The sequence below is a fragment of the Chryseobacterium sp. T16E-39 genome (assembly GCF_002216065.1).
Lineage (GTDB): Bacteria > Bacteroidota > Bacteroidia > Flavobacteriales > Weeksellaceae > Chryseobacterium.
Genome location: NZ_CP022282.1, coordinates 1,037,204 through 1,059,619, shown reverse-complemented (window position 1 = coordinate 1,059,619; position 22,416 = coordinate 1,037,204). Strand labels below are relative to the sequence as shown.

Sequence of the window (22,416 nt, the reverse complement as noted above, 5' to 3'; positions counted from 1 at the left end):
AAAATGCGTTTGGGACTATAGAGAAAAAGGCCATTTTATTTCAAATGGCCTTTTTTTATTTTTGAATTAAATAGGTTTGAAACTTAAACCTTGCTCTTCCAGTAATTTTTGTTCCTGCTCCTTGTAGTATCCACTCACTAATTTATCGTGAATAGCTTCAAAAGCAGCCAGAGTTTCATTAATTTCTGAATCTGTGTGGGAAGCCGTTGGAATTAATCTTAATAAAATCATTCCTTTAGGGATTACAGGGTATACAACAACTGATGTAAAGATTCCATAGATCTCTCTTAAATCTTTTACTAATAAGGTTGCTTCTACCGGAGTTCCCTGCATCATTACAGGAGTTACGCAAGTATTGCTATCTCCGATATTGAACCCTCTTTCTTTAAGACCATTCTGTAATTTATGAGTGTTTTCCCATAATTTAGCTTTAATCTCAGGTTTTGTTCTTAAAAGCTCTAATCTTTTTAATCCTCCGATTACCATTGGCATAGTAAGAGACTTAGCAAAAATTTGAGATCTTAAGTTAAATTTTAAATATCTGATCACTTCTTTATCTCCCGCAATAAAAGCTCCAAAACCAGCCATTGATTTTGCGAAAGTAGAAAAGTATACATCGATTTTATCCTGACATCCTTGCTCTTCACCAGCACCGGCTCCGGTTTCACCAAGTGTTCCAAATCCGTGGGCATCATCTACAAGAAGTCTGAAATTATATTTTGATTTCAGGTCACAAATTTCTTTAATTTTTCCCTGTTGTCCTCTCATTCCGAAGACCCCTTCAGTAATTACCAGGATTCCACCACCAGTTTCCTGAGCTACTTTTGTTGCTCTCTGAAGGTTTTTTTCAAGACTTTCGATATCATTATGTCTGTACGTAAATCTTTTTCCAGAATGCAGTCTTACACCATCTACGATACATGCATGAGAATCTACATCATATACGATTACGTCGTTTCTGTTAACTAAGGCATCAATTGTGGAAACCATTCCCTGGTAACCAAAATTCAATAAATAGGCAGATTCTTTTTGAACAAAATCAGCAAGCTCTCTTTCTAATTGTAAGTGCTGTTCTGTTTCTCCGGACATGGCTCTTGCTCCCATTGGATAAAACATCCCATATTCAGCAGCAGCTTTTGCATCAGCTTCCAATACTTCAGGATGATTACACAATCCTAAATAATCATTAGCACTCCAGAAAATTACTTCTCTCCCCTGAAACTGCATTCTAGGTCCGATAGGTCCTTCAAGTCTCGGAAAAATAAAATAACCTTCTCCATAATCTGCAAATTGTCCCAGAGGTCCTGGATTTTCTTTTATTCTGTCAAAAATATCCAACATTTTTATAAGTGATTTTTTAAGTAAAAAAGCCTTTTGTGATCTACAAAAAAGGCTTTATTTGTATGGTAATTTATTTCTATTTAATGAATTCTGTTTTAAAAACTTCGTCATAGTTGTGTACACAATTATTAACGAAACCTTGTTCAGCCATCCATTGGTCACTGTATACCTTTGTGATATATCTTGATCCGTGATCCGGATAAATTAAAACAACGATATCATCTTCTGAAAACTCATGAGATTGTGCATATTGTATGAGCGCCTGTGTTACAGCTCCTGTAGTATACCCACCCATAATAGCTTCCTTTAAAGCTATTTCGCGGGTTCTATAGGCTGACATTTCATCATTTACTCTTACAAATTCATCTACTTTATCAAACAGTAAAGCACCAGGGATCAGATTTTTCCCCATTCCTTCGATCTGATAAGGATGAACATCCCCTTTATTGATTTCACCGGTTTCGTGATAGCTTTTAAGAATAGAACCGTCGGCATCTACTCCTATAATTTTAATATCTGGATTTTTTTCTTTCAGGAATTTCCCTGATCCGGATAAGGTTCCACCTGTTCCTGTACACGCAAAAAGATGGGTAATCTTTCCTTGTGTCTGCTCCCAAATTTCCGGTCCAGTGGTTTGGTAGTGGGCATCAATATTCAATTCATTAAAATACTGATTGATATAAACGGAATTTGGAGTTTCTGAAGCCACTCTTTTAGCGACCTCATAATAGGATCTTGGATCATTTGCCGGGACATTGGCAGGACACACATACACTACAGCACCAAGTGCTTTAAGATAGGCGATCTTTTCAGGTTTTGTCTTGTCACTTACAGCTAGAATGCATTTATATCCTTTGATGATGCAAACCATTGCAAGAGAGAATCCGGTATTCCCTGAGGTAGTCTCTACAATTACAGAATCCTCTTTTAATAAACCTTTTTTTTCAGCGTTTTCTATAATGTGAAGTGCGATTCTATCTTTAGTGGAATGTCCAGGATTATATGATTCTAACTTGGCATAAACAGTTGCAGGAATATCTTTCGTTACAGTATTTAGCTTCACCATAGGAGTGTTTCCTATTAGGCCAAGGATATTATCGTAAACATTACTCATTATTTGTTATTTTTCAATAAAAATCTGAGGGCAAAAATACAAAAAAATAAATAATTTCTAAACTTTTGTTTGATTTCTAAGCTACCATTACCTAAATCTATATTTCTCCATCCTCAATCATTGCTCCATTATCAACGCAAATACCACACCAGTATTTTTAAAATTTGTTAAAATCGGCATAGAATCATATAAAAGCCCTATTTTCGCGTAATTGATTTTATACTATGAAAAACTGGACTTTTAGGCAATGGAACACCGTTTTAGGATGGGTGATTTTCGTCATTGCATTTTTCACGTACTTATCAACAATAGAACCCAAGCTTAGTTTTTGGGATTGTGGTGAGTACATATCTTCTGCAGTAAAATTAGAGGTAACGCATGCTCCCGGGGCGGCTTTATTCCAGATAGTGGGTGCTGTGGCAGCCATTTTTGCATTAGGAAAAGGCGAAAATTATTCTATTGTGATCAATGCAATGTCCGCAACATTCAGTGCATTTACGATCTTATTTTTGTTCTGGACCATTACCCATTTTGTAAGAAGGCTTTTGAACAAGGATTTTGAGGAAATAACCAAACATCAGGAAATTTCTATTTTATTTGCCGGAGTTATAGGAGCTTTGTGTTTTACATTTTCCGATACTTTCTGGTTTTCGGCAGTAGAAGGAGAGGTTTATTCTATGGCTTCAATGTTCATCGCACTTTTAGTGTGGCTGATCACCAAATGGGAAAATGAATACAATGCTGCAGATAATGAAAGATGGATTATCCTGATTTTCTTTATTGTAGGACTTTCAGTGGGAGTACACATGATGTGTATGCTTTCTATTCCTGCAATTTGTTTAGTATACTACGCAAGAAATTATAAGTTTACTTGGAAAAATTTTATTTGGGCTAACCTGATCACCTTAGGGATTCTGATCATTGTATTCAAAATTATCTTCCCATTGATCATGACCATGTTCGGAAAACTTGAAATATTCTTTGTGAATGGTTTAGGACTTCCTTTCCATTCAGGGACTATTGTGGCTTTCGTTCTTATGGTGGCAATTTGCTATTTTATGATCAAATATGCCAGAAGAACAAAAAAGAATATTTATCAGACTGCTGCATTGTCGATTGTTTATATGATGATTGGCTTTTCGTGTTGGATGGTTATTCCTATCAGAGCCAATGCGAATCCACCGATGAACCTTAATGATCCGGATACGGCTATTGGTATGCTGGATTATTATAACAGAGAGCAGTATGGAGATTGGCCAACGATTTACGGACAAAACTATACCGCTTTCCTTGATGCCAATGGAATTGAAAAGAATGAAGACGGAAGTTTTAAAACACAGAAAACAGGAGAAATTTTCGAAAAAGACGAAAAAACAGGAACGTACCGTAAAACAGGAGACCGCTTTAATTATGTTTTCAGTAAGTCTCAGGTGAGTTTAATGCCGAGAATGTTTAATGAAGATAAATCAGTAATGGCCAATTACATTTCAATGTATGGAGCACCTGATTTTACCTTCAACTATGGAAATGAAGATGTAGCAGATAATCCTCAGGCAAAACAGATCTTTGAGGAGCTAAGAAAGAAATACGAAGACAAATCTATTACCGCAGCAGATTACCTGAAAGTAAAACCTTACGATCTTATCACTGTTCAGAAACCTTCTCTGGCTCAGAACATGGATTATTTCATTACTTTCCAGAACGGATACTATTTTGTCAGATATCTGATGTGGAACTTCGTAGGAAGACAAAATGATTTAGAAGGCAACATGGAAAACACGAAAGGGAACTGGATTTCCGGTTTCTCTTTCATCGATAATGCGTTGTGGGGGAATCAGGATAAGATGCCAGCGAAGTTCAAAAATGAGAGTACGGTTGCATTTTTCTTCTTGCCTTTAATCTTAGGATTGATAGGATTCTTCTTTCAGCTGAACAGAGATTTCGGAAGATTCTATGCTATATTATCATTATTCGTCATTACAAGTGTTGGTATTATTTTCTATACAGGGGTAAAACCATTCGAACCAAGAGAAAGAGATTATGCGATGGTAGGTTCTTTTTATGCATTTGCTATTTGGATAGGTTTAGGTGCCGGTGCTATTTTATGGTTCTTGCAGTCTAAAGTAAAATCCAATGCTGCTAATATTATAGCTGGAGTAGTTTTGCTTGGAGTACCTTTTATGATGGGATTCCAGAATTATAACGTGCATGACAGAAGCAACAGATATACAGCATATGACTATTCATATTCGGTATTAAAATCTTTGCCTAAAGAAGATATTTTATTTGTATACGGAGATAATGATACCTACCCGGTTTGGGCTATTCAGGAAACTGAAAACTTCCGTGATGATGTAAAAGTGGTGAACTTTACCCTTTTGTCTACACCATGGAATATTGACCAGGTTAAGAGAAAGACATATAATGCGAATGCTATTCCAAGTCAATTGACTCATGAAGATTACAGAGATGGGGTTAATGACCAGATCTATCTGATGAAAAAAGAAGACTGGCAGAATATTTTTAATAATCTTAAAGAGCAGGGAGCTCCTGAAACGGAATTCCAATCTTTTAAAAAGTATCTTACCCAGGATTCTATTACGTTAAAAGAGGCTATCAATTTCATTAAGATGAAATCTCCTGAAAAGGATGAAGTTCTGAAAATGATCTTTGGTGAAGCCCGATATGAAAAATACAACTTCTTGCCGGTAAGCAAATTTATTTTACCTGTAAATAAAGAAAATGCATTGAAAGCAGGAATTATTAATCCAAGTGATTTGCCTAATACGGTAAATCAGATCATGATTGATTATAAAGCCAATACACTTTATAAGAATAACCTGATGATGTTTGATATTCTTGCCAACTTTGATTGGAAAAGACCGATCAACTTCTCTTCTGGAGGGGTTTATGACAGTGAAAATATCTTCTATCTTGATGATTATCTTCAGTTGGATGGATTCAGTTATCGATTAATCCCTGTGCACACCCCACCAAATTCAGATGGTGATATGGGAAGAGTAGATGCCAACTCCCTATACAATGTGGTGAAAAACTTTAAATGGGGTAATTTTAAAGACTTGAATTCTCATTTTGATGAAACAGCGACTTCTAATATTATCAGCTATCGAAGTGCAGCGAGTAGAGCTGCTGCAGCACTTTCTTTAAAAGGAGAGAAGGCTAAAGCAATTGAATTATTGGATCTTGCAGCAAAAGAAATTCCAGTAGAAAAATACAACGATCCCCGTTCATTAAGTTCTATTGTATATGGTTATATTGTAGCAGGTCAGGAGCAAAAAGGATTGAAGTTGGCAGAGGTTCTTAAGAAAGGGATTTTTGAAGAATATGATTATTATTTAAGCCTTAGTCCGGGAGAGCAGAAGTACCTGAGAAGACAAATGGGAACTAAGCCGATGGAATATTCTCTTGTTGTATCTGCTGTAACTACAGCTTACAAAGCTATCGGACAGAAAGACAAAGCTTATGATTATCTGGTGAAGTCTATAGAACCTATTGATAAGAAATTCAATGTATTTATTAAGGATCTGCAACAGATGGGTAAAGAAAAGGCAATGGGTGAATCTGAAAATGTACAAAGAATCACTCCTTTCTATCAGTACTTATTTGATATTATGGAGCCTTTTGATTCTACCTATTCAAAGGAAAAAGAAAATCAGATTACAACAGCAATTATGAAAGCAACTCAGTAAAAGGTTGCATAAACATATCAAAAAGTGGAACTTCGGTTCCGCTTTTTTTTGTTTTGAACCTAAATGATTTTATTGAAAAACTCTTTAGATAGAGATTGTGTTGTAAAAATGGATGACCGATTATGATTAAATATCTGCCAGCAGTATTATTAAAAAATTACAAGTCTAAAATAAAAACTCACCATTGGGTAAATTATTTAAAACAATTATTACCAAAAAGGTTGGAAAAAAGTATCTTTGGAGCCTTAGTAATAGAGACAACTCAATTTAATAAAAAATTACCTCGAAAAGTATATTAGAAATTAATTTTTATATGAAGAACTGGACTTTTAAGCAATGGAATACCGTTTTAGGATGGGTGATTTTCGTCATTGCATTTATTACTTATTTATCTACAATAGAACATTATTTAAGTTTCTGGGACTGTGGTGAGTACATCTCTTCGGCAGTAAAATTAGAGGTAACGCATGCTCCCGGAGCTGCTTTATTCCAGATAGCGGGTGCTGTGGCAGCCATTTTTGCGTTGGGGAAAGCAGATAATTATGCTATTGTGATCAATGCAATGTCCGCAACTTTCAGTGCATTTACGATCTTATTTTTGTTCTGGACCATTACCCATTTTGTAAGAAGGCTTTTGAACAAAGATTTTGAGGAAATAACCAAACATCAGGAAATTTCTATTTTATTTGCCGGAGTTATAGGAGCTTTGTGTTTTACATTTTCCGATACTTTCTGGTTTTCGGCAGTAGAAGGAGAGGTTTATTCTATGGCTTCAATGTTCATCGCACTTTTAGTGTGGCTGATCACCAAATGGGAAAATGAATACAATGCTGCAGATAATGAAAGATGGATTATCCTGATTTTCTTTATTGTAGGACTTTCAGTGGGAGTACACATGATGTGTATGCTTTCTATTCCTGCAATTTGTTTAGTATACTACGCAAGAAATTATAAGTTTACTTGGAAAAATTTTATTTGGGCTAACCTGATCACCTTAGGGATTCTGATCATTGTATTCAAAATTATCTTCCCATTGATCATGACCATGTTCGGAAAACTTGAAATATTCTTTGTGAATGGTTTAGGACTTCCTTTCCATTCAGGGACTATTGTGGCTTTCGTTCTTATGGTGGCAATTTGCTATTTTATGATCAAATATGCCAGAAGAACAAAAAAGAATATTTATCAGACTGCTGCATTGTCGATTGTTTATATGATGATTGGCTTTTCGTGTTGGATGGTTATTCCTATCAGAGCCAATGCGAATCCACCGATGAACCTTAATGATCCGGATACGGCTATTGGTATGCTGGATTATTATAACAGAGAGCAGTATGGAGATTGGCCAACGATTTACGGACAAAACTATACCGCTTTCCTTGATGCCAATGGAATTGAAAAGAATGAAGACGGAAGTTTTAAAACACAGAAAACAGGAGAAATTTTCGAAAAAGACGAAAAAACAGGAACGTACCGTAAAACAGGAGACCGCTTTAATTATGTTTTCAGTAAGTCTCAGGTGAGTTTAATGCCGAGAATGTTTAATGAAGATAAATCAGTAATGGCCAATTACATTTCAATGTATGGAGCACCTGATTTTACCTTCAACTATGGAAATGAAGATGTAGCAGATAATCCTCAGGCAAAACAGATCTTTGAGGAGCTAAGAAAGAAATACGAAGACAAATCTATTACCGCAGCAGATTACCTGAAAGTAAAGCCTTACGATCTTATTAATGTTCAAAAGCCTTCCTTCGCTCAGAACATGGATTATTTCTTTACTTTCCAGAACGGATATTATTTCGCCAGATACCTGATGTGGAACTTCGTGGGAAGACAAAACGATAGGGAAGGACATATGGAAAGTACCAATGGGAACTGGATTTCCGGTTTCTCTTTCATCGATAATGCGTTGTGGGGAAATCAGGATAAGATGCCAGCGAAGTTCAAAAATGAGAGTACGGTTGCATTTTTCTTCTTACCACTAATCTTAGGGTTGATAGGATTCTTCTTTCAGCTTAACAGGGACTTTGGAAGGTTTTATGCTTTGCTGTCTTTGTTTATTCTTACTGGAGCCGGAATCGTTTTCTATACAGGAGTAAAGCCATTTGAGGTAAGAGAAAGAGATTATGCGATGGTAGGTTCCTTCTATGCATTTGCTATTTGGATAGGTTTAGGTGCCGGTGCTATTTTATGGTTCTTGCAGTCTAAAGTGAAATCAAATGCTGCTAATATTATAGCTGGAGTAGTTTTGCTTGGAGTACCTTTTATGATGGGATTCCAGAATTATAATGTCCATGACCGTAGCCGTAAATCGGCCGCTCACGATTATGCTTATTCATTTCTGAAGTCCCTGCCAAAAGAGGATATTATATTTTTATATGGAGATAATGATACGTTTCCGGTGTGGGCTATTCAGGAGACAGAAAGGTTACGGGATGATGTGAAAACAGTGAATTTTACATTACTTTCCACTCCCTGGTATTGCGATCAGGTTAAAAGAAAAACCTACAATGCCAGTCCTATTCCTGGGCAGCTTACCCGTGAAGACTATAAAGATGGGGTTAATGATCAGATCTACATCATGAAAAAAGAAGACTGGCAGAATATTTTTAATAACCTTAAGGAGCAGGGAGCTCCTGAAACGGAATTCCAATCTTTTAAAAAGTATCTTACCCAGGATTCAATGACTCTAAAAGAAGCAATGAGTTTCATTAAGATGAAATCTGCTGAAAAGGATGAAGTTCTGAAAATGATCTTTGGTGAAGCCCGATATGAAAAATACAACTTCTTACCGGTAAGCAAATTTACTTTACCGGTAAATAAAGAAAATGCAATAAAAGCAGGAATTATTAATCCAAGTGATTTGCCTTATACAGTAGATCAGATCATGATTGATTATAAAGCCAATACACTTTTTAAAGGCAACCTGATGATGTTTGATATTTTTGCCAACTTTGATTGGAAAAGACCGGTCAACTTCTCTTCTGGAGGGATTTATGACAGTGAAAATATCTTCTACCTTGATGATTATCTGCAATTTGATGGTTTCAGTTACAGGCTGGTACCTATTCGTACACTGCCAAGTCCTGATGGTGACTTGGGAAGAGCAGATGCCAACTCCCTATACAATGTGGTAAAAAACTTCAAATGGGGTAATTTTAAAGATCTTAAAAATCATTATGATGAAACGGCAACATCAAACATTCTAGCTTACAGGTCAACAGTGAGCAGAGCTGTAGGGGCGTTGTCCTTAATAGGTGAGAAAGCAAAAGCAAATGAACTATTAGATCTGGCAGCAAAAGAAATTCCGGCAGAAAAATACAACGATCCCAGATCGTTAAGCTCTCTTGTTTATGGATATATTGTATCAGGTCAGGAGCAAAAAGGATTGAAACTTGCGGAAACTCTTAAGAAAGGAATTTTTGAAGAGTATGATTATTATTTAAGTCTTGATCGGGGAGAACAGAAATACCTGAGAAGACAAATGGGGTCAAAACCGATGGAATATTCTCTCGTTGTATCTGCTGTAACTTCAGCTTATAAAGCTATCGGACAGAAGGACAAAGCCTATGATTATCTGGTGAAGTCTATAGAACCTATTGATAAGAAATTCGATGTTTTTATTAAAGAACTTCAACAAATGGGTAAGGAGAAGGCGATGAGCAAATCTGAGAATGTACAAAGAATCACTCCTTTCTATCAGTACTTATTTGATATTATGGAGCCTTTTGATTCTACCTATTCAAAGGAAAAAGAAAATCAGATTACAACAGCAATTATGAAAGTTACACAGTAAAACGCTTCATAAACATATCAAAAAGCGGAACCGAAGTTCCGCTTTTTTTCTTATTGTATTCATAAATTTTTAAGGTTATATTTGTGCCATTAAAGATACACAATGTCTGAAAGAACAAATAAACTCCCAATTTATGCTGTAATTTTTACAGTCGTTTTTAAGCTCCTTTTTTTACTTACACACCATATTCAGGAAGATGCATTTATCACCTGGAGGGTTGCCCAGAATCTGATGGATTATGGAGTAATAGGATTTAACGGAAATACAAGGATTTCGGCATCGACCACTCATTTATATGTTTTTGTTTCCTATCTGTTCAATATTATTTTTGGAAAAGAATATTTCATAGAACCAATTCTTATTTTTAATTCCATACTTTTTACGATAGGAAGTCTGTTTTTATCCCATCTTCTTCTGAAAAATCCTTGGCATAAAGCTATTTTTATTTTTCTGTTTGGAATTTTGCCGCCTTCAATAAAAATTTCGATTCTGGGAATGGAGTATGGGCTTCTTTTCTTCCTCGAAATGGCTTTATTGTATTATGGCTTCAAAAAGGATAAAAAATGGGCACTTCTCATTCTTCCTGTCCTTATCTTATTCACAAGAATTGATACGGTTATTTTTTTAGGGATTGTATTTTTGGTAGATGTTTTCTCGAATAAAAAGATCCGGTGGAGCTATATCATGGGAGGTATATTGGGCGTTTCAATTGCCCTTGCCTTTAACTGGTTTTATTTTGGGGAATGGGTGAATAATACCATCGTTGCTAAAAAACTTCTTTATGATAAAAATTTTACATTCAGCCAGGATGTGGAATATTTTATGTCTAATTACGGAAATTTCTGGGGAATGTTGAAGTTACCCGGAAACTTTAATCCATTTACCATTATTGTTCTGATTTTTGAACTGGTTTGTTTTATATTTCTGATCCGTCAGAAAGAGAAAAGAAATTATTTTTTATGGATGATCTTTCTTTTTGGGTGGGCGAAACAATTAATTTTCCTTTCCCAAAAAAGCCTTTTTGACTGGTATTACTGGGTTCCGCAGATTTTACTTTTTGTTCCGGTTTTAATATTTGTATTAGAACAGAAGATTAAAAGAAACGTATGGTTGTTTTTATTAATCATCATTTACATAATACCTATGCTGGTTTTTCAGACAATTCACTCTATAGCAACAGGAAACGGAGAATGGAATTACAGAAGATCGATAGGGACCTCGTTGAATTTTTATGAGAAAGATAAAAGTCAGTGGATTTTATTAGAACCAGCCGGATATGTTCCTTATTTTTCAGGTTTAAAAACAATTGATGAAGTTGGCTTAGTGGATAAACAGATTCAAAGTGAGATCAGAAAAGATAAAGCAAATTATTGGATCAATACCGTAAAAAATAGAAGACCCAAGTATCTGCTTTCTTACAATGATTTATTTAAAGGTAAAGACGCTGAATATTACAAAACCCACTACAAATTGTTAGAGGAATTCAGAATAAAAGACCACCTTAAAAGTGAAAATACAATTCTGGAAAAAATTTATAGGCTTAAACCTTCGGGAACAGACTATAATTTGTATGTGAGGATTAAATAGAGAGAGTTGAAAATTGAAAGTGGAAAGTGGAAATTGGGTGGTAAGTTAGGATTTAGGATTTAGGAGTTGGGGCAAAAATAATAACTTGAACCAGACCTTTATAACTTTTAAACTTTAAAATCCGAATCTCGCACCCCGTAACCCTCAAACTCTCAAACCCCGAACCCCGTAACTAATTACCTAAAATCTAAACCCTAAACCCTAAAACTATGAAATACTGTGCTTTTCTTAGAGGTGTGAATGTAAAAGGAACCAACATGAAAATGGCGGATGTCTGTAAAGTCTTTAAAGAGGCTGGAATGGAAGATGTAAGTTCGATCCTTGCGTCGGGGAATATTGTTTTTTCTTCTGACAAAAAGGTATCTGATTTAAAAGATATTCTTGAAAAAGCGATGTCAGCGTATTTCTCTTATGAAGCCTTTTTATTTATAAAATCTTCAGCAGAAATAGAAAGCGTCTGGACAGGAAACCCTTTTGAAAAGAATGATCATTTTCACAGCTATACTTTTGTTGGAAACCAGGGAGTGGAAAATGTTTTAATGAAAGAATTTGAAACGGCTTCCAAAACTGAAAATGAAAAAGGACAGATTATCAATGATATTTTTTACTGGCAAGTTCCAAAAGGGGATACTTTAGATTCTTCTTTTGGTAAAATATTGGGGAAGAAAAGTATGAAAGATCAATTTACAAGCAGGAATATCAATACTTTTGAAAAAATACTGAAGAAGATGACTTCTTAACAGGTTAATTTCCTCATTATTTCGGTCAATATTGAAAAAAATGACTTTGATATTTTACGAATATTAAGGGATCAAATAATTTCCGATTCTAAAACTTTATAAGTATTTTTACTGAACTTTTAATAATAATAAAATGATTCAGTATTTAGATAATATTCAACACAAAGATTCAAAAAACTTTTTTCTTACAGCAGGTCCTTGTATCATTGAAGGCGAAGATATGGCGTTAAGGATTGCTGAAAAAGTAATAGAAATTACTAATAAATATAACATTCCTTATATTTTTAAAGGAAGCTTTAAAAAGGCAAACAGAAGCCGGGTTGATTCTTTTACAACCATTGGGGAGGAAAAATCCTTAGAAATTCTAAAAAAAGTTGGGGAAACATTTAATATTCCAACAACAACAGATATTCATGAAAATGAGCATGCAGCCTTAGCAGCTCAGTATGTGGATGTATTACAAATTCCTGCATTTTTGGTACGGCAGACGGATTTGTTGGTTGCAGCAGCAGAAACAGGAAAGTGTGTAACCCTGAAAAAAGGGCAGTTCCTTTCTCCTGAATCCATGAAGTTTGCTGTTCAGAAAATAACAGATTCCAATAATCAGAAAGTTGCAATTATTGAAAGAGGAAACTCTTTTGGGTACACCGATCTGATTGTTGATTACAGAGGTATTCCAACAATGAGACAGTATGCTCCTGTTATTCTGGATGTTACCCATTCTTTACAACAGCCTAATCAAAATTCGGGAGTTACTGGAGGGAGACCTGATCTTATTGAAACGATTGCAAAAGCAGGAATTGCAGTAGGGGCAGATGGTCTTTTCATAGAAACACATCCTACACCAGAAACGGCATTATCTGATGGAGCCAACATGTTAAGGTTAGATTTATTAGAAGATTTGTTACAAAAATTGACAAGAATTAGAGAATCGATTTTGTAGTTGTTAAAAAATACTTAATTTTAGAAATTCTTAAAACATTTCTTTTGAAAAAACTAGTTTTACCGCTGAGCCTTATGGTTCCCATGTTAGTATTCTCTCAGACAAAAAGAAAGGATACAACCAAAGTTACAGATATTGAGGAGGTTGTATTCCAGAAAAAAGTCGTAGGACGTACAACTGACCTTAGTACTGTGAAAATTTCAGCAAAAGATGCTAAGAATGTTGCGAGTATTTCCGGAGGGATAGAAGGGATTCTTAAAACCTTACCTTCCGTAAACTCTAACACAGAGCTATCTTCTCAATATATGGTTCGTGGTGGAAACTATGATGAAAACCTTATTTATATTAATGATATTGAAATTTACAGACCTTTCCTCATCAGAAACTCTCAACAGGAAGGGTTAAGTATCATTAATCCGGATATGGTCTCAACGGTGAATTTCTCTGCAGGAGGTTTTGAACCCAGATATGGAGATAAAATGTCTTCTGCTTTAAATATTTATTACAGAGAGCCTGAAAAGTCGGAACTCTCAGGAGAGGCCAGTTTAATTGGCGGAAGATTAACTGCCGGCTTAGCCTCAAAAAATAAAAAATTAACTGCATTATTTTCAGGGAGGTACAGGAATACAAACCTGGTTTTAAATACGCTGAAAGAGGATACCAATTTCAATCCTACATACTGGGATTTTCAATCTTACATCAACTATCATATCAATCCAAAGCTAACGCTTTCATTCGTAGGGTATTATTCTAAGAATGACTATGAGATGATTCCTAAAGAGAGAAGCGTAGACTTTGGAACGCTTCAGAGGCCCCTTAATCTTACGGTCTTGTATGCAGGAAAGGAAGATGACAAGTATAAAAATATGATGGGAACTGTTTCCATGAATTTCAAACCATCAGATCAGTGGAAATTCACATTGGATGCCTTTGCTTATCAGAACCGTGAAAGGGAGTATTATTCTATCCAGTCTCAATATATATTACAAACTTTTGATCCTATTACCGGAGCGCCACAGACAACGTATGATTCGGGAGGACAGATTGATCATGCAAGAAATGATCTGTTTGTAAGAACCTATGGGGCTCAGTTCAGAGGACGTTTTTCACCGAATGTCAATACAGATATTGAGCTTGGGTTTAAATATGAAAAAGAAAACCTGAAGGATCTGACCAACGAATGGAAATTAATAGATTCTGCAGGATACAGCATACCGCATGCTATTGATGATCCTAGGTTCGGAACACCTGGAGACCTGAAATTATTATACAGAATAGCCGGTCAAAATGCTATTGAACCTACAAGGTTATCAGCATATGCGCAATATTCCCAGAAATTTTATTGGGGAACCAATAAGGTTTTTGTCAATGCAGGAGCCAGGGTTTCTCATTGGAGCTTTAATAAAGAAACTATTTTTTCCCCTCGTGTACAGTTTGCCATCAAACCTGACTGGGATACAGATATGTTGTTCAGAGTTTCTGGAGGTGTATACTATCAGGCACCTTTCTATAAAGAGATCAAGGATCTCGATGGAAACTTTAATAACAGTATAAAGTCTCAACGTTCTTTACAGGTTATTTTAGCGAATGATTACGAGTTCCAGATGTATGACCGTCCATTTAAGTTAACAACAGAGGCGTATTACAAAAAGATGGATGATCTTATCCCATATTATATGGACAATGTGAGAATCCGTTATTCAGGTAAAAATAATGCTACAGGTTATGCTTATGGAATTGATACCAGGTTGTTTGGTGAATTTGTTCCGGGAATAGACTCGTGGTTGTCTGCAAGTTATGCCAGAGTGTATGAGAATATCGATGGAAGAGGGAATATAGCCAGGCCAACAGATCAAAGATTGAGGTTTGCAATGTTCTATCAGGATTATATGCCTCAATTCCCTTCAATGAGGGTGAACCTTACATTAACGTATGCAATGGGATTACCAACAGGGGCACCTATTATATTGGATCAGAACGGTGCACCAGATGTAAATGCAGCGTATAAATATCAAAGTACTCTTCCTTCTTATAAAAGAGTTGACCTTGGGTTATCCAAAGTGTTTATTGATTCAAAAGATAAAAAGAAGCGCTATGGGTTCTGGGGGAATTTTGAAGAGCTTGTTTTAGGAGTACAGGTTTTCAATGCCTTTAATATCAAAAATACGGTAGCCAACCAGTGGATTACAGATGCTAATACGAATTTAATGTATCCGGTGCCGGTTCGTTTAACAGGACGATTCTTTAATGTGAAACTTGAGTTTAAGATTAAGTAAGGTTTAAGTTGAAAGTGGAGCGTTGAAAATTGAAAATTAAATGATCTGCCTAATCAGCAAAATCTGCCGAGAGATAAAAAATAAAAAACTTCTGAGCTTTTCAGAAGTTTTTTATTTAGTGTTTTTCCAAATTTTATAATAACATTACATAATTTTATAACTTCTGTAAAAAAGATATTTTTACCTTTGCTTCAGCATATGAAAAAGATTCTTGCCATATTGTTTTCTGTTTTCTACTTTGGATTCTCTTCCGGAGCAGTCTTCAGTTTTCATTACTGTATGCAGGAATTGGTATCTGTAAGTCAAAAAACAGATGATGTATGTGCTAAATGTGGTGTAAAAACAAAAAAGGATTGCTGTAAAACGGAGATTAAAATTGTAAAAGTTGATGATTCCCAGAAGTCGGATTTTTTAAAGATTAATCTTTTAAAACAAATAGCAGAATTTCAAAAACATGAATTTGTATCAGCTGATTCTTCTTTTTCAATCGCTAAATACAGACAGCCCCTTATCAATGCACCTCCAGATAATAAATCTGTTCCAATCTTTATTACCCATTGTAATTTCAGAATTTAGAATATACTTTTTTCGCTGAATGATTTCGTGATAATAGACGACAAAATTTGTCGTACTGTCCGATTTCAGATTATTTCTATCAAAAATTATTAATTCTAAATTTTAAGACAATGAAAAAGTATATCATTACCGCAGTACTTTCAATATTTTCAGTACTTTCTTTATCTGCACAATCTAAATCTGATGTTAAGGTTTCTGCTTTATACCAGAACTATATCTCTGTTAAAACAGCTTTAACAACTGATGATGCAGGTAAAGCTTCAAAAGCAGCAGTTGAATTTATTAAAACAGCGTCGACAATTGATTCTAAAATAGTTTCGGAAGGGACTTTAGCGGCTCTTAAAAAAGAAGCAACCACTATTGCTGAAGCAAAAAGTATCAATACTCAAAGAGAGCATTTTCCCAACCTTTCAAATCAAATGATTGCATTAACAAAACAGTTTAAACTTTCAGAGAAACCAGTCTTTGTCCAGTATTGCCCAATGGCTGATGCAAGTTGGCTAAGCAACGAAAAACAGGTTGTGAACCCTTATTACGGGAGTAAAATGCTTTCTTGTGGAAGTGTTAAATCTGAGATTAAATAAAAATCGTAACAATCTTTAAAATAATAAGTTGTATAGTTTTAATTAAAAAATGCTTTAATTGAGACTATACAACTTTAATACATCTTATTCTAAAAATTTTTACATTTCGAGTTGTATCAATTTCTCGATCATTTTTTGGTTGAAACGATCTGGAACCAGTCTGAATAAAAAATTTCGGAACTCTGTACCATATTCCCACATTGAAATTTTTCCTACTTTGTGACTGGTACTCACGACATAGTCTACTTTTTTTCTTCTGATTTTCTGGAAGTTTTCAAATATTGTATGGTAATCTCTATCTTTTTCCAGAAGCTTTCCAATAATGTAAGCATCCTCGATAGCCTGACAGGCTCCCTGACCCATATTAGGGGTTGTAGCATGAGCTGCATCACCAATCAGACATAAATGATCAGAATACCATTTGGGGATCGGAGAGAGGTAGGTAATATCGTTTAAAATAATATCTTTAGGATCAGTTGCCTGAATTAGATCCAATACGATAGAATTAAATTCACCAAAAGCCGAAAGTAAATTAATATCTGGTTTAAAATTTTTCTGATTGATTACTGCATACCAATACACCTTTGTAGCAGTCATTTTAACAAATCCGAAACGTTTTCCTTTTCCCCATATTTCAAGTGCTTCATGGTGGTATTTTTCAGGTAAATCATAATCGACCAATCCACGCCAGCATACCTGCCCGGTATTAAGAACCGTTCCTGTTTTTAAAATCTGACTTCGGATTTTAGATTTTATACCGTCAGCACCAAAAACAATTTCACTTTCAAGCTCTGTACCGTTTTCAAAATGTAAGGAATAATTTTCCTTTTTCTCTATTTTTTGGAGGCCATGACTCAACTGGATATTTTCGAATCCAAGATGTTCGGCAAGAACTTTTTGTAATTCTGCCCTGTGAATCGCCACATTAGATAAGTTAAACTTCTTTTCAACCGCCTCGCCATTAGTTACGGAAATAGGGCGTAAAGACTGATCAGTTATAGAAATACGACGGATCTTGTTTCCCGCATTTTCAATTTTCTCCCGTAAGCCAAGTGTATCAAAAACCTGCATTGCATTCATAGCCATCATAATTCCTGATCCCACCGGTTTTATTTCCGGTGCTGATTCGTAAATTTTGAAATCCACTTGGTGTTGCTTAAGAACGTTTCCGAGAGTCAGTCCACCAATTCCTGCACCAATGATTGAAATTGAATTCATCGGGGTTGTATGATTATAGGGTTAAAATATAGGTTTCGGATACTTTTTTAAATCCATATTTATTGAAAAAGTGATGTGCTCCATGGTTATTACCCCCGCTTTCCAGTACAATGAAATTAATATTCCAGGTTTTGGATTCCTGAATCACTTCATTTAGGAGTTTACTTCCAAGAGATTGACCTCTAATGGATTGATCTAAAAGCATATCTTCTAAAATAGCATACTTTTTAAAAGGGCTGCTGATAACATTGAAGACAAGCATTCCGACAATTTCTCCTTTTTCATTTTCGGCGATTAGGATATTTAATTTTGAAGTATTGTCATAATCATAATCGGACATCAGTTGTTCAGTAAATACAGCTCTTAAGTCGGGATTCCAGTTCTCGGAATCTAAGGCTCTCCCATACATGATTTCACTATGGGAGATGTAGGAATCTGTTTTATGCGTAATGAAAAAATCAACGAGTTCTTTGATACGGCTTTTATCTGTAAGCCATTGAGTGGTATATTGCATTATTATGAAATTAAAAGATTTAGAGATTAAAAGATTAGTATTTTAAATTTTTTAACTCATTCAATACTTTATTCTGTTTATTGATGGAACTATTTAAATGATCCGGTTTCAGGGAATGGGCATTTTGATACTTTTCAATTTCCGGAAGTGTTTTTTTGATCTTAAAAGCAGTATAGAGATCATTCATTTTCTTTTCATTGGTATTAAGCAGACTGATAAGATCTTTTATCGTCTTAAGTTTTAAAGCATATTGATCGGCGCTTGCTTTAATTGATTTTGTTATTTCTTTCTTTAGTAGAGAATCACTTATTGCATCCGTATGATATTGTGCATCACGATAATAAGAATCAGATTTGTCGAAGATATCTTTATATTCAAAAATAACTTTACCTGCTTCCCGGTTGGCATCATTTATTTTATCGTCAAGTACCTTAAGGTTGTTGTCTTTTTTTATCAGCTCAGAGTAGATCTGATCGATCATATCCGAGTTTTTTTCACTTTTAAAAGACCCCGATACCGAAGACTCAGCATTATCTATAAGATTATCAGCGACAGGAGGGTTTTCGGTTTTGTTTTCAGTACAAGAATATAAAAAAAGAAGTACAGATCCGGTAAAAAATAGTTTTTTCATATTTGCTGTTTATGGGTATTAAAAATAAACAAATAAAATAGTTTATGTTGAATAGTCAAGTATTCCTGCAATGGGAATAAAGTATTCTCCAATCATATATACAAAGATAAAAAAAGCGGAGTCTGAAAATCAAACTCCGCTTATTAATTGTTTAGGCTAAATTATTTACCCAGGTAAGATTTTAAGATCTTACTTCTTGTATTATGTTTTAGTCTCTTGATTGCTTTTTCTTTGATCTGACGAACTCTTTCTCTTGTCAGGTCAAAAGTCTCACCAATTTCTTCTAAAGTCATTGGATGTTTTCCGTTTAATCCGAAATACAATCTTACAAGATCCGCCTCTCTTGGTGTTAAAGTATTTAATGCTCTTTCAATCTCGATTTGAAGAGATTCAAGCATCAGATCCTTATCGGGACTTGGAGATTCTCCGGAACGTAATACATCATAAAGATTAGAATCTTCACCTTCTACTAAAGGAGCGTCCATAGACAAGTGTCTACCGGAGTTTTTCATAGATTCTTTAATATCTTCTTCGCTCATGTCAAGAACTTCAGCCAATTCTTCCGGAGAAGGAGGTCTTTCATTTTCCTGCTCAAGGTGAGCGTATGCCTTGTTGATTTTATTGATTGAGCCAATCTTGTTTAGTGGCAATCTTACAATTCTTGACTGCTCAGCCAAAGCCTGTAAAATTGATTGACGAATCCACCAAACTGCGTAAGAGATAAATTTGAAACCTCTGGTTTCATCATATCTTTTTGCAGCTTTCATAAGTCCTAAGTTTCCTTCATTGATCAAATCGGGTAAAGAAAGACCCTGGTTTTGGTATTGTTTAGATACAGAAACTACGAAACGAAGGTTGGCTTTGATTAATTTTTCCAATGCGGCTCTGTCGCCTGCACGAATCTTTTGTGCCAAATCTACTTCTTCGTCTGCAGTAATCAATTCTACCTTACCAATTTCCTGCAAATACTTGTCTAATGAAGCAGTTTCCCTGTTGGTTACCTGCTTAGTAATTTTTAACTGTCTCATTTATTTTATCCTCAAACTAGAGTTACTATATATTATACGCTTGAAGAGGTCAAAAGGTTACACCAGTTTTAATTTTTTTTAAACTTAAGCTGAATTTTATAAAAACAAAAAAGCGAAACTAAGTTTCGCTTTTTTGTTTTCAGTTGAAAGTTGAAAATGAGAAGTTAGAATTTAGGACAAAAATGGGAAGTTGAATGACGACCCCGCATCCCGATTCTCGAAACCTCTAAACTCTTTTCAATCTCCATTTTCAACTTTCAATTTTCAACTATTTAAAACAGGTCATTCAATAACTTGGCTAATCTCAGTCCTCCATAAAGAAGCTGTCTTTCCATAGTATCATTGAACTTATACTGGTAGTCAAAAGATAATTTTGAACCATCGGGAGTCTGTGCATAAATTTTGTTAGCAATTTTATGCGAATCATACAACCAGTCTTCCAATGTTCCATACTGGATCTGTTTTACTTCATCCTTGGTTTTAATATCCAATAATCTTGAATATTCTGTGTAGCTGTATTTTTGTGAATCAACCAGTTTCCCATCCCAAACTGAATGCAGATTTGTTTTTTCCCCGAAATATGTTACGTTGATTTTATTACCTCCCAAATCTTCTGCTCTTCCAACATGCAATGGCTGTGCAAGATCCCCCATAATGTGGATAAGGAAAATTAAAGCAATTTTTCTGTCTTTTTCAGAAGTCTTTTCATCTTTTACCTGTGCAGATAAAGTTTTAACCTGAGAATAAAGGCTAGGTCCAGCCTGAGCTTTTAAATTCTGTTCAAAGGTTTTGAAATCAGCCTGTGGATCAATATTTACATAATGCCATGCTGAAGCCTCCTTCCATACACCTGTTGTATCGGATTTAATGAAATCCGGCCAATTGGCCCAGTATGCAAGACGTTCCTGACCCATTATTTTTCTGATTTCCCTTCTGGCTTTTCCGGAAAGGTGATTTTGTGCGATCTCTGCAATAATTCTGTGCCCCGTTAATCCCCACGCAAATGAATAAAGAGAGGAGGAGATGAATACTAAAATTAAAATTTTAGAATAAATACTTTTCATTGTAAATAACATTTTCAGTTGACAAAGATAAACTAGCTTTTTCTAAGTAGGGAAAAAAAAGATTAATTTCTTGTAATAAAGACTTAATCTATTTAAGCTTCAGCCTATCGTTAAATTTTATTCATTTTGAAAATAAGCTCAGTTTATTTCTTAGTTTTTATGCAGAACTCCTTTTAATTTTACAAAAATTTTATACTTTTACTTTCTTAAATGATCATATTATCTTTGGCATATAAAAATTAAATCGTATTTTTTTTCTATACCATTAGATATATTATCTTTACAAGCCAATAATCACAGGAAACACTATGTATGAGAATAATATTGTAGATATGCATTACAATAAACTGCAAACTGATTTTAAAGCTGAATCAGTAGCAGTGAATCTTTTGAAATATCACAGGAGCGTCAGTAATATCTTCATTGATCGGATTGGTATCAATGACAGAGCCTATTTGAAAGATATCAAAAGTATTTCGAGCAATTATTTGGGATTTGATGAAGAAGTATTCACGATAGAAACTTACAGAGAAGGTATTTATGATTATCTTCCGGAAGGTTTATTTCATCCTCCTTCACTAAGCACTACAAGAAAAAATGTAGAAAGTGTAGTTAAGGAAATCCGTAAACAGAAAAGGGTAGAAGATGATGCACGGAAGTTTTTCCGTCCCTTTGAACTGGAAATCTTTTTTACAGAGATCAGCGCTTTGTCAAAAGAATTTGATTTTGATGTTTCCAGTGATACCGATACTTTACTTGAAACGATTACTGAACTTTGGCCGATCGTAAAACAGCTGGATCAGAAAAATGCCTATATTTTTATGCACATTTTACCATTTTTCCACAACATACGTGGAGATAAAAGATGGTTTGAAAGATGCCTTACGGCTTTTCTTCAGGTACCGGTAGAAGTAACCTTTACTCCCAATGTGATCGATGATATAGAGGAAAATGATGATTCTATGTTATTAGGAAATTCCAGACTGGGTGTAACATATATTCCCAGTGGCCGACATATGGACGGACAGCGAAACTGGGTAGTCAATATAGGTCCGATTCCTTATGAGAATATGAAAATGTATATTCCTGGAAATCCTTTCAGAAAAGTACTTCAGGCTTTATATGACTGTTTTCTTCCTGTAACGGTAGATGTAGAGGAAAATTTTATCACTGAGAAGCAGGAATATTCATTTAAGCTGGAGGATGACGAAAGAAATGCAAACCGCCTTGGATACTCTACCTTTCTGTAAAATAATTTACTATATTTACAAGCACCAATACATTATAAATT

General features: G+C 34.9%; 16 protein-coding genes. 9 read left to right on the top strand and 7 right to left on the bottom strand.

What is annotated here, in order from left to right; genetic code table 11:
• Nucleotides 1–66: 66 nt before the first annotated feature.
• Together CEY12_RS04600 and CEY12_RS04595 are read right to left on the bottom strand one after the other, a co-directional pair.
• Complete coding sequence (locus CEY12_RS04600) at nucleotides 67–1,338, bottom strand: aminotransferase class I/II-fold pyridoxal phosphate-dependent enzyme (protein WP_172821064.1); 1,272 nt, start codon at nucleotides 1,336–1,338, stop codon at nucleotides 67–69.
• A 79-nt stretch (nucleotides 1,339–1,417) separates the two neighbouring features.
• Nucleotides 1,418–2,455 (bottom strand): PLP-dependent cysteine synthase family protein, encoded by a 1,038-nt coding sequence (locus CEY12_RS04595; RefSeq protein WP_089026567.1) that lies wholly within the window; start codon nucleotides 2,453–2,455, stop codon nucleotides 1,418–1,420.
• 224 nt (nucleotides 2,456–2,679) lie between these two features.
• On the opposite strand from CEY12_RS04595, the gene CEY12_RS04590 reads away from it, so the two are divergent.
• From CEY12_RS04590 to CEY12_RS04555, 8 genes are all read left to right on the top strand, one after another.
• Entirely contained in the window at nucleotides 2,680–6,165 is a 3,486-nt protein-coding gene (locus tag CEY12_RS04590) for a DUF2723 domain-containing protein (protein ID WP_089026566.1), read from the top strand.
• Nucleotides 6,166–6,478: 313 nt separating this feature from the next.
• Complete coding sequence (locus CEY12_RS04585; RefSeq protein ID WP_089026565.1) at nucleotides 6,479–9,964, top strand: DUF2723 domain-containing protein; 3,486 nt, start codon at nucleotides 6,479–6,481, stop codon at nucleotides 9,962–9,964.
• Between the two features lie 102 nt (nucleotides 9,965–10,066).
• Nucleotides 10,067–11,551 (top strand): hypothetical protein, encoded by a 1,485-nt coding sequence (locus tag CEY12_RS04580; RefSeq protein ID WP_089026564.1) that lies wholly within the window; start codon nucleotides 10,067–10,069, stop codon nucleotides 11,549–11,551.
• Nucleotides 11,552–11,760: 209 nt separating this feature from the next.
• Nucleotides 11,761–12,291, top strand: coding sequence for a DUF1697 domain-containing protein (locus tag CEY12_RS04575; protein WP_089026563.1), 531 nt, complete (start codon nucleotides 11,761–11,763; stop codon nucleotides 12,289–12,291).
• 133 nt (nucleotides 12,292–12,424) lie between these two features.
• On the top strand, nucleotides 12,425–13,234 hold the full coding sequence (kdsA, locus tag CEY12_RS04570) for a 3-deoxy-8-phosphooctulonate synthase (protein WP_089026562.1): 810 nt from the start codon (nucleotides 12,425–12,427) through the stop codon (nucleotides 13,232–13,234).
• 44 nt (nucleotides 13,235–13,278) lie between these two features.
• Nucleotides 13,279–15,510: a TonB-dependent receptor plug domain-containing protein gene (locus CEY12_RS04565; protein ID WP_089026561.1), complete on the top strand. Its 2,232-nt coding sequence runs from the start codon at nucleotides 13,279–13,281 to the stop codon at nucleotides 15,508–15,510.
• Nucleotides 15,511–15,708: 198 nt separating this feature from the next.
• Entirely contained in the window at nucleotides 15,709–16,086 is a 378-nt protein-coding gene (locus tag CEY12_RS04560) for an HYC_CC_PP family protein (protein WP_089026560.1), read from the top strand.
• Between the two features lie 110 nt (nucleotides 16,087–16,196).
• A complete protein-coding gene (locus tag CEY12_RS04555; protein WP_089026559.1) occupies nucleotides 16,197–16,670 on the top strand; it encodes a DUF3347 domain-containing protein in 474 nt (157 codons plus the stop codon).
• Between the two features lie 99 nt (nucleotides 16,671–16,769).
• Here the strand turns inward: CEY12_RS04555 and CEY12_RS04550 are convergent, their stop codons facing one another.
• The 5 genes from CEY12_RS04550 to CEY12_RS04530 form a co-directional block, all read right to left on the bottom strand.
• Complete coding sequence (locus CEY12_RS04550) at nucleotides 16,770–17,888, bottom strand: FAD-dependent monooxygenase (protein WP_089026558.1); 1,119 nt, start codon at nucleotides 17,886–17,888, stop codon at nucleotides 16,770–16,772.
• Between the two features lie 13 nt (nucleotides 17,889–17,901).
• On the bottom strand, nucleotides 17,902–18,402 hold the full coding sequence (locus tag CEY12_RS04545) for a GNAT family N-acetyltransferase (RefSeq protein WP_089026557.1): 501 nt from the start codon (nucleotides 18,400–18,402) through the stop codon (nucleotides 17,902–17,904).
• A 34-nt stretch (nucleotides 18,403–18,436) separates the two neighbouring features.
• The gene (locus CEY12_RS04540) at nucleotides 18,437–19,033 is read right to left on the bottom strand and encodes a hypothetical protein (RefSeq protein ID WP_089026556.1); all 597 of its coding nucleotides are present in this window, start codon (nucleotides 19,031–19,033) and stop codon (nucleotides 18,437–18,439) included.
• A 161-nt stretch (nucleotides 19,034–19,194) separates the two neighbouring features.
• Entirely contained in the window at nucleotides 19,195–20,061 is an 867-nt protein-coding gene (locus tag CEY12_RS04535; protein WP_055859010.1) for an RNA polymerase sigma factor RpoD/SigA, read from the bottom strand.
• Nucleotides 20,062–20,333: 272 nt separating this feature from the next.
• Nucleotides 20,334–21,125 (bottom strand): S1/P1 nuclease, encoded by a 792-nt coding sequence (locus CEY12_RS04530; RefSeq protein ID WP_089026555.1) that lies wholly within the window; start codon nucleotides 21,123–21,125, stop codon nucleotides 20,334–20,336.
• Nucleotides 21,126–21,457: 332 nt separating this feature from the next.
• On the opposite strand from CEY12_RS04530, the gene CEY12_RS04525 reads away from it, so the two are divergent.
• Nucleotides 21,458–22,375 (top strand): type VI secretion system baseplate subunit TssG, encoded by a 918-nt coding sequence (locus CEY12_RS04525; RefSeq protein ID WP_228409794.1) that lies wholly within the window; start codon nucleotides 21,458–21,460, stop codon nucleotides 22,373–22,375.
• Nucleotides 22,376–22,416 lie beyond the last annotated feature (41 nt).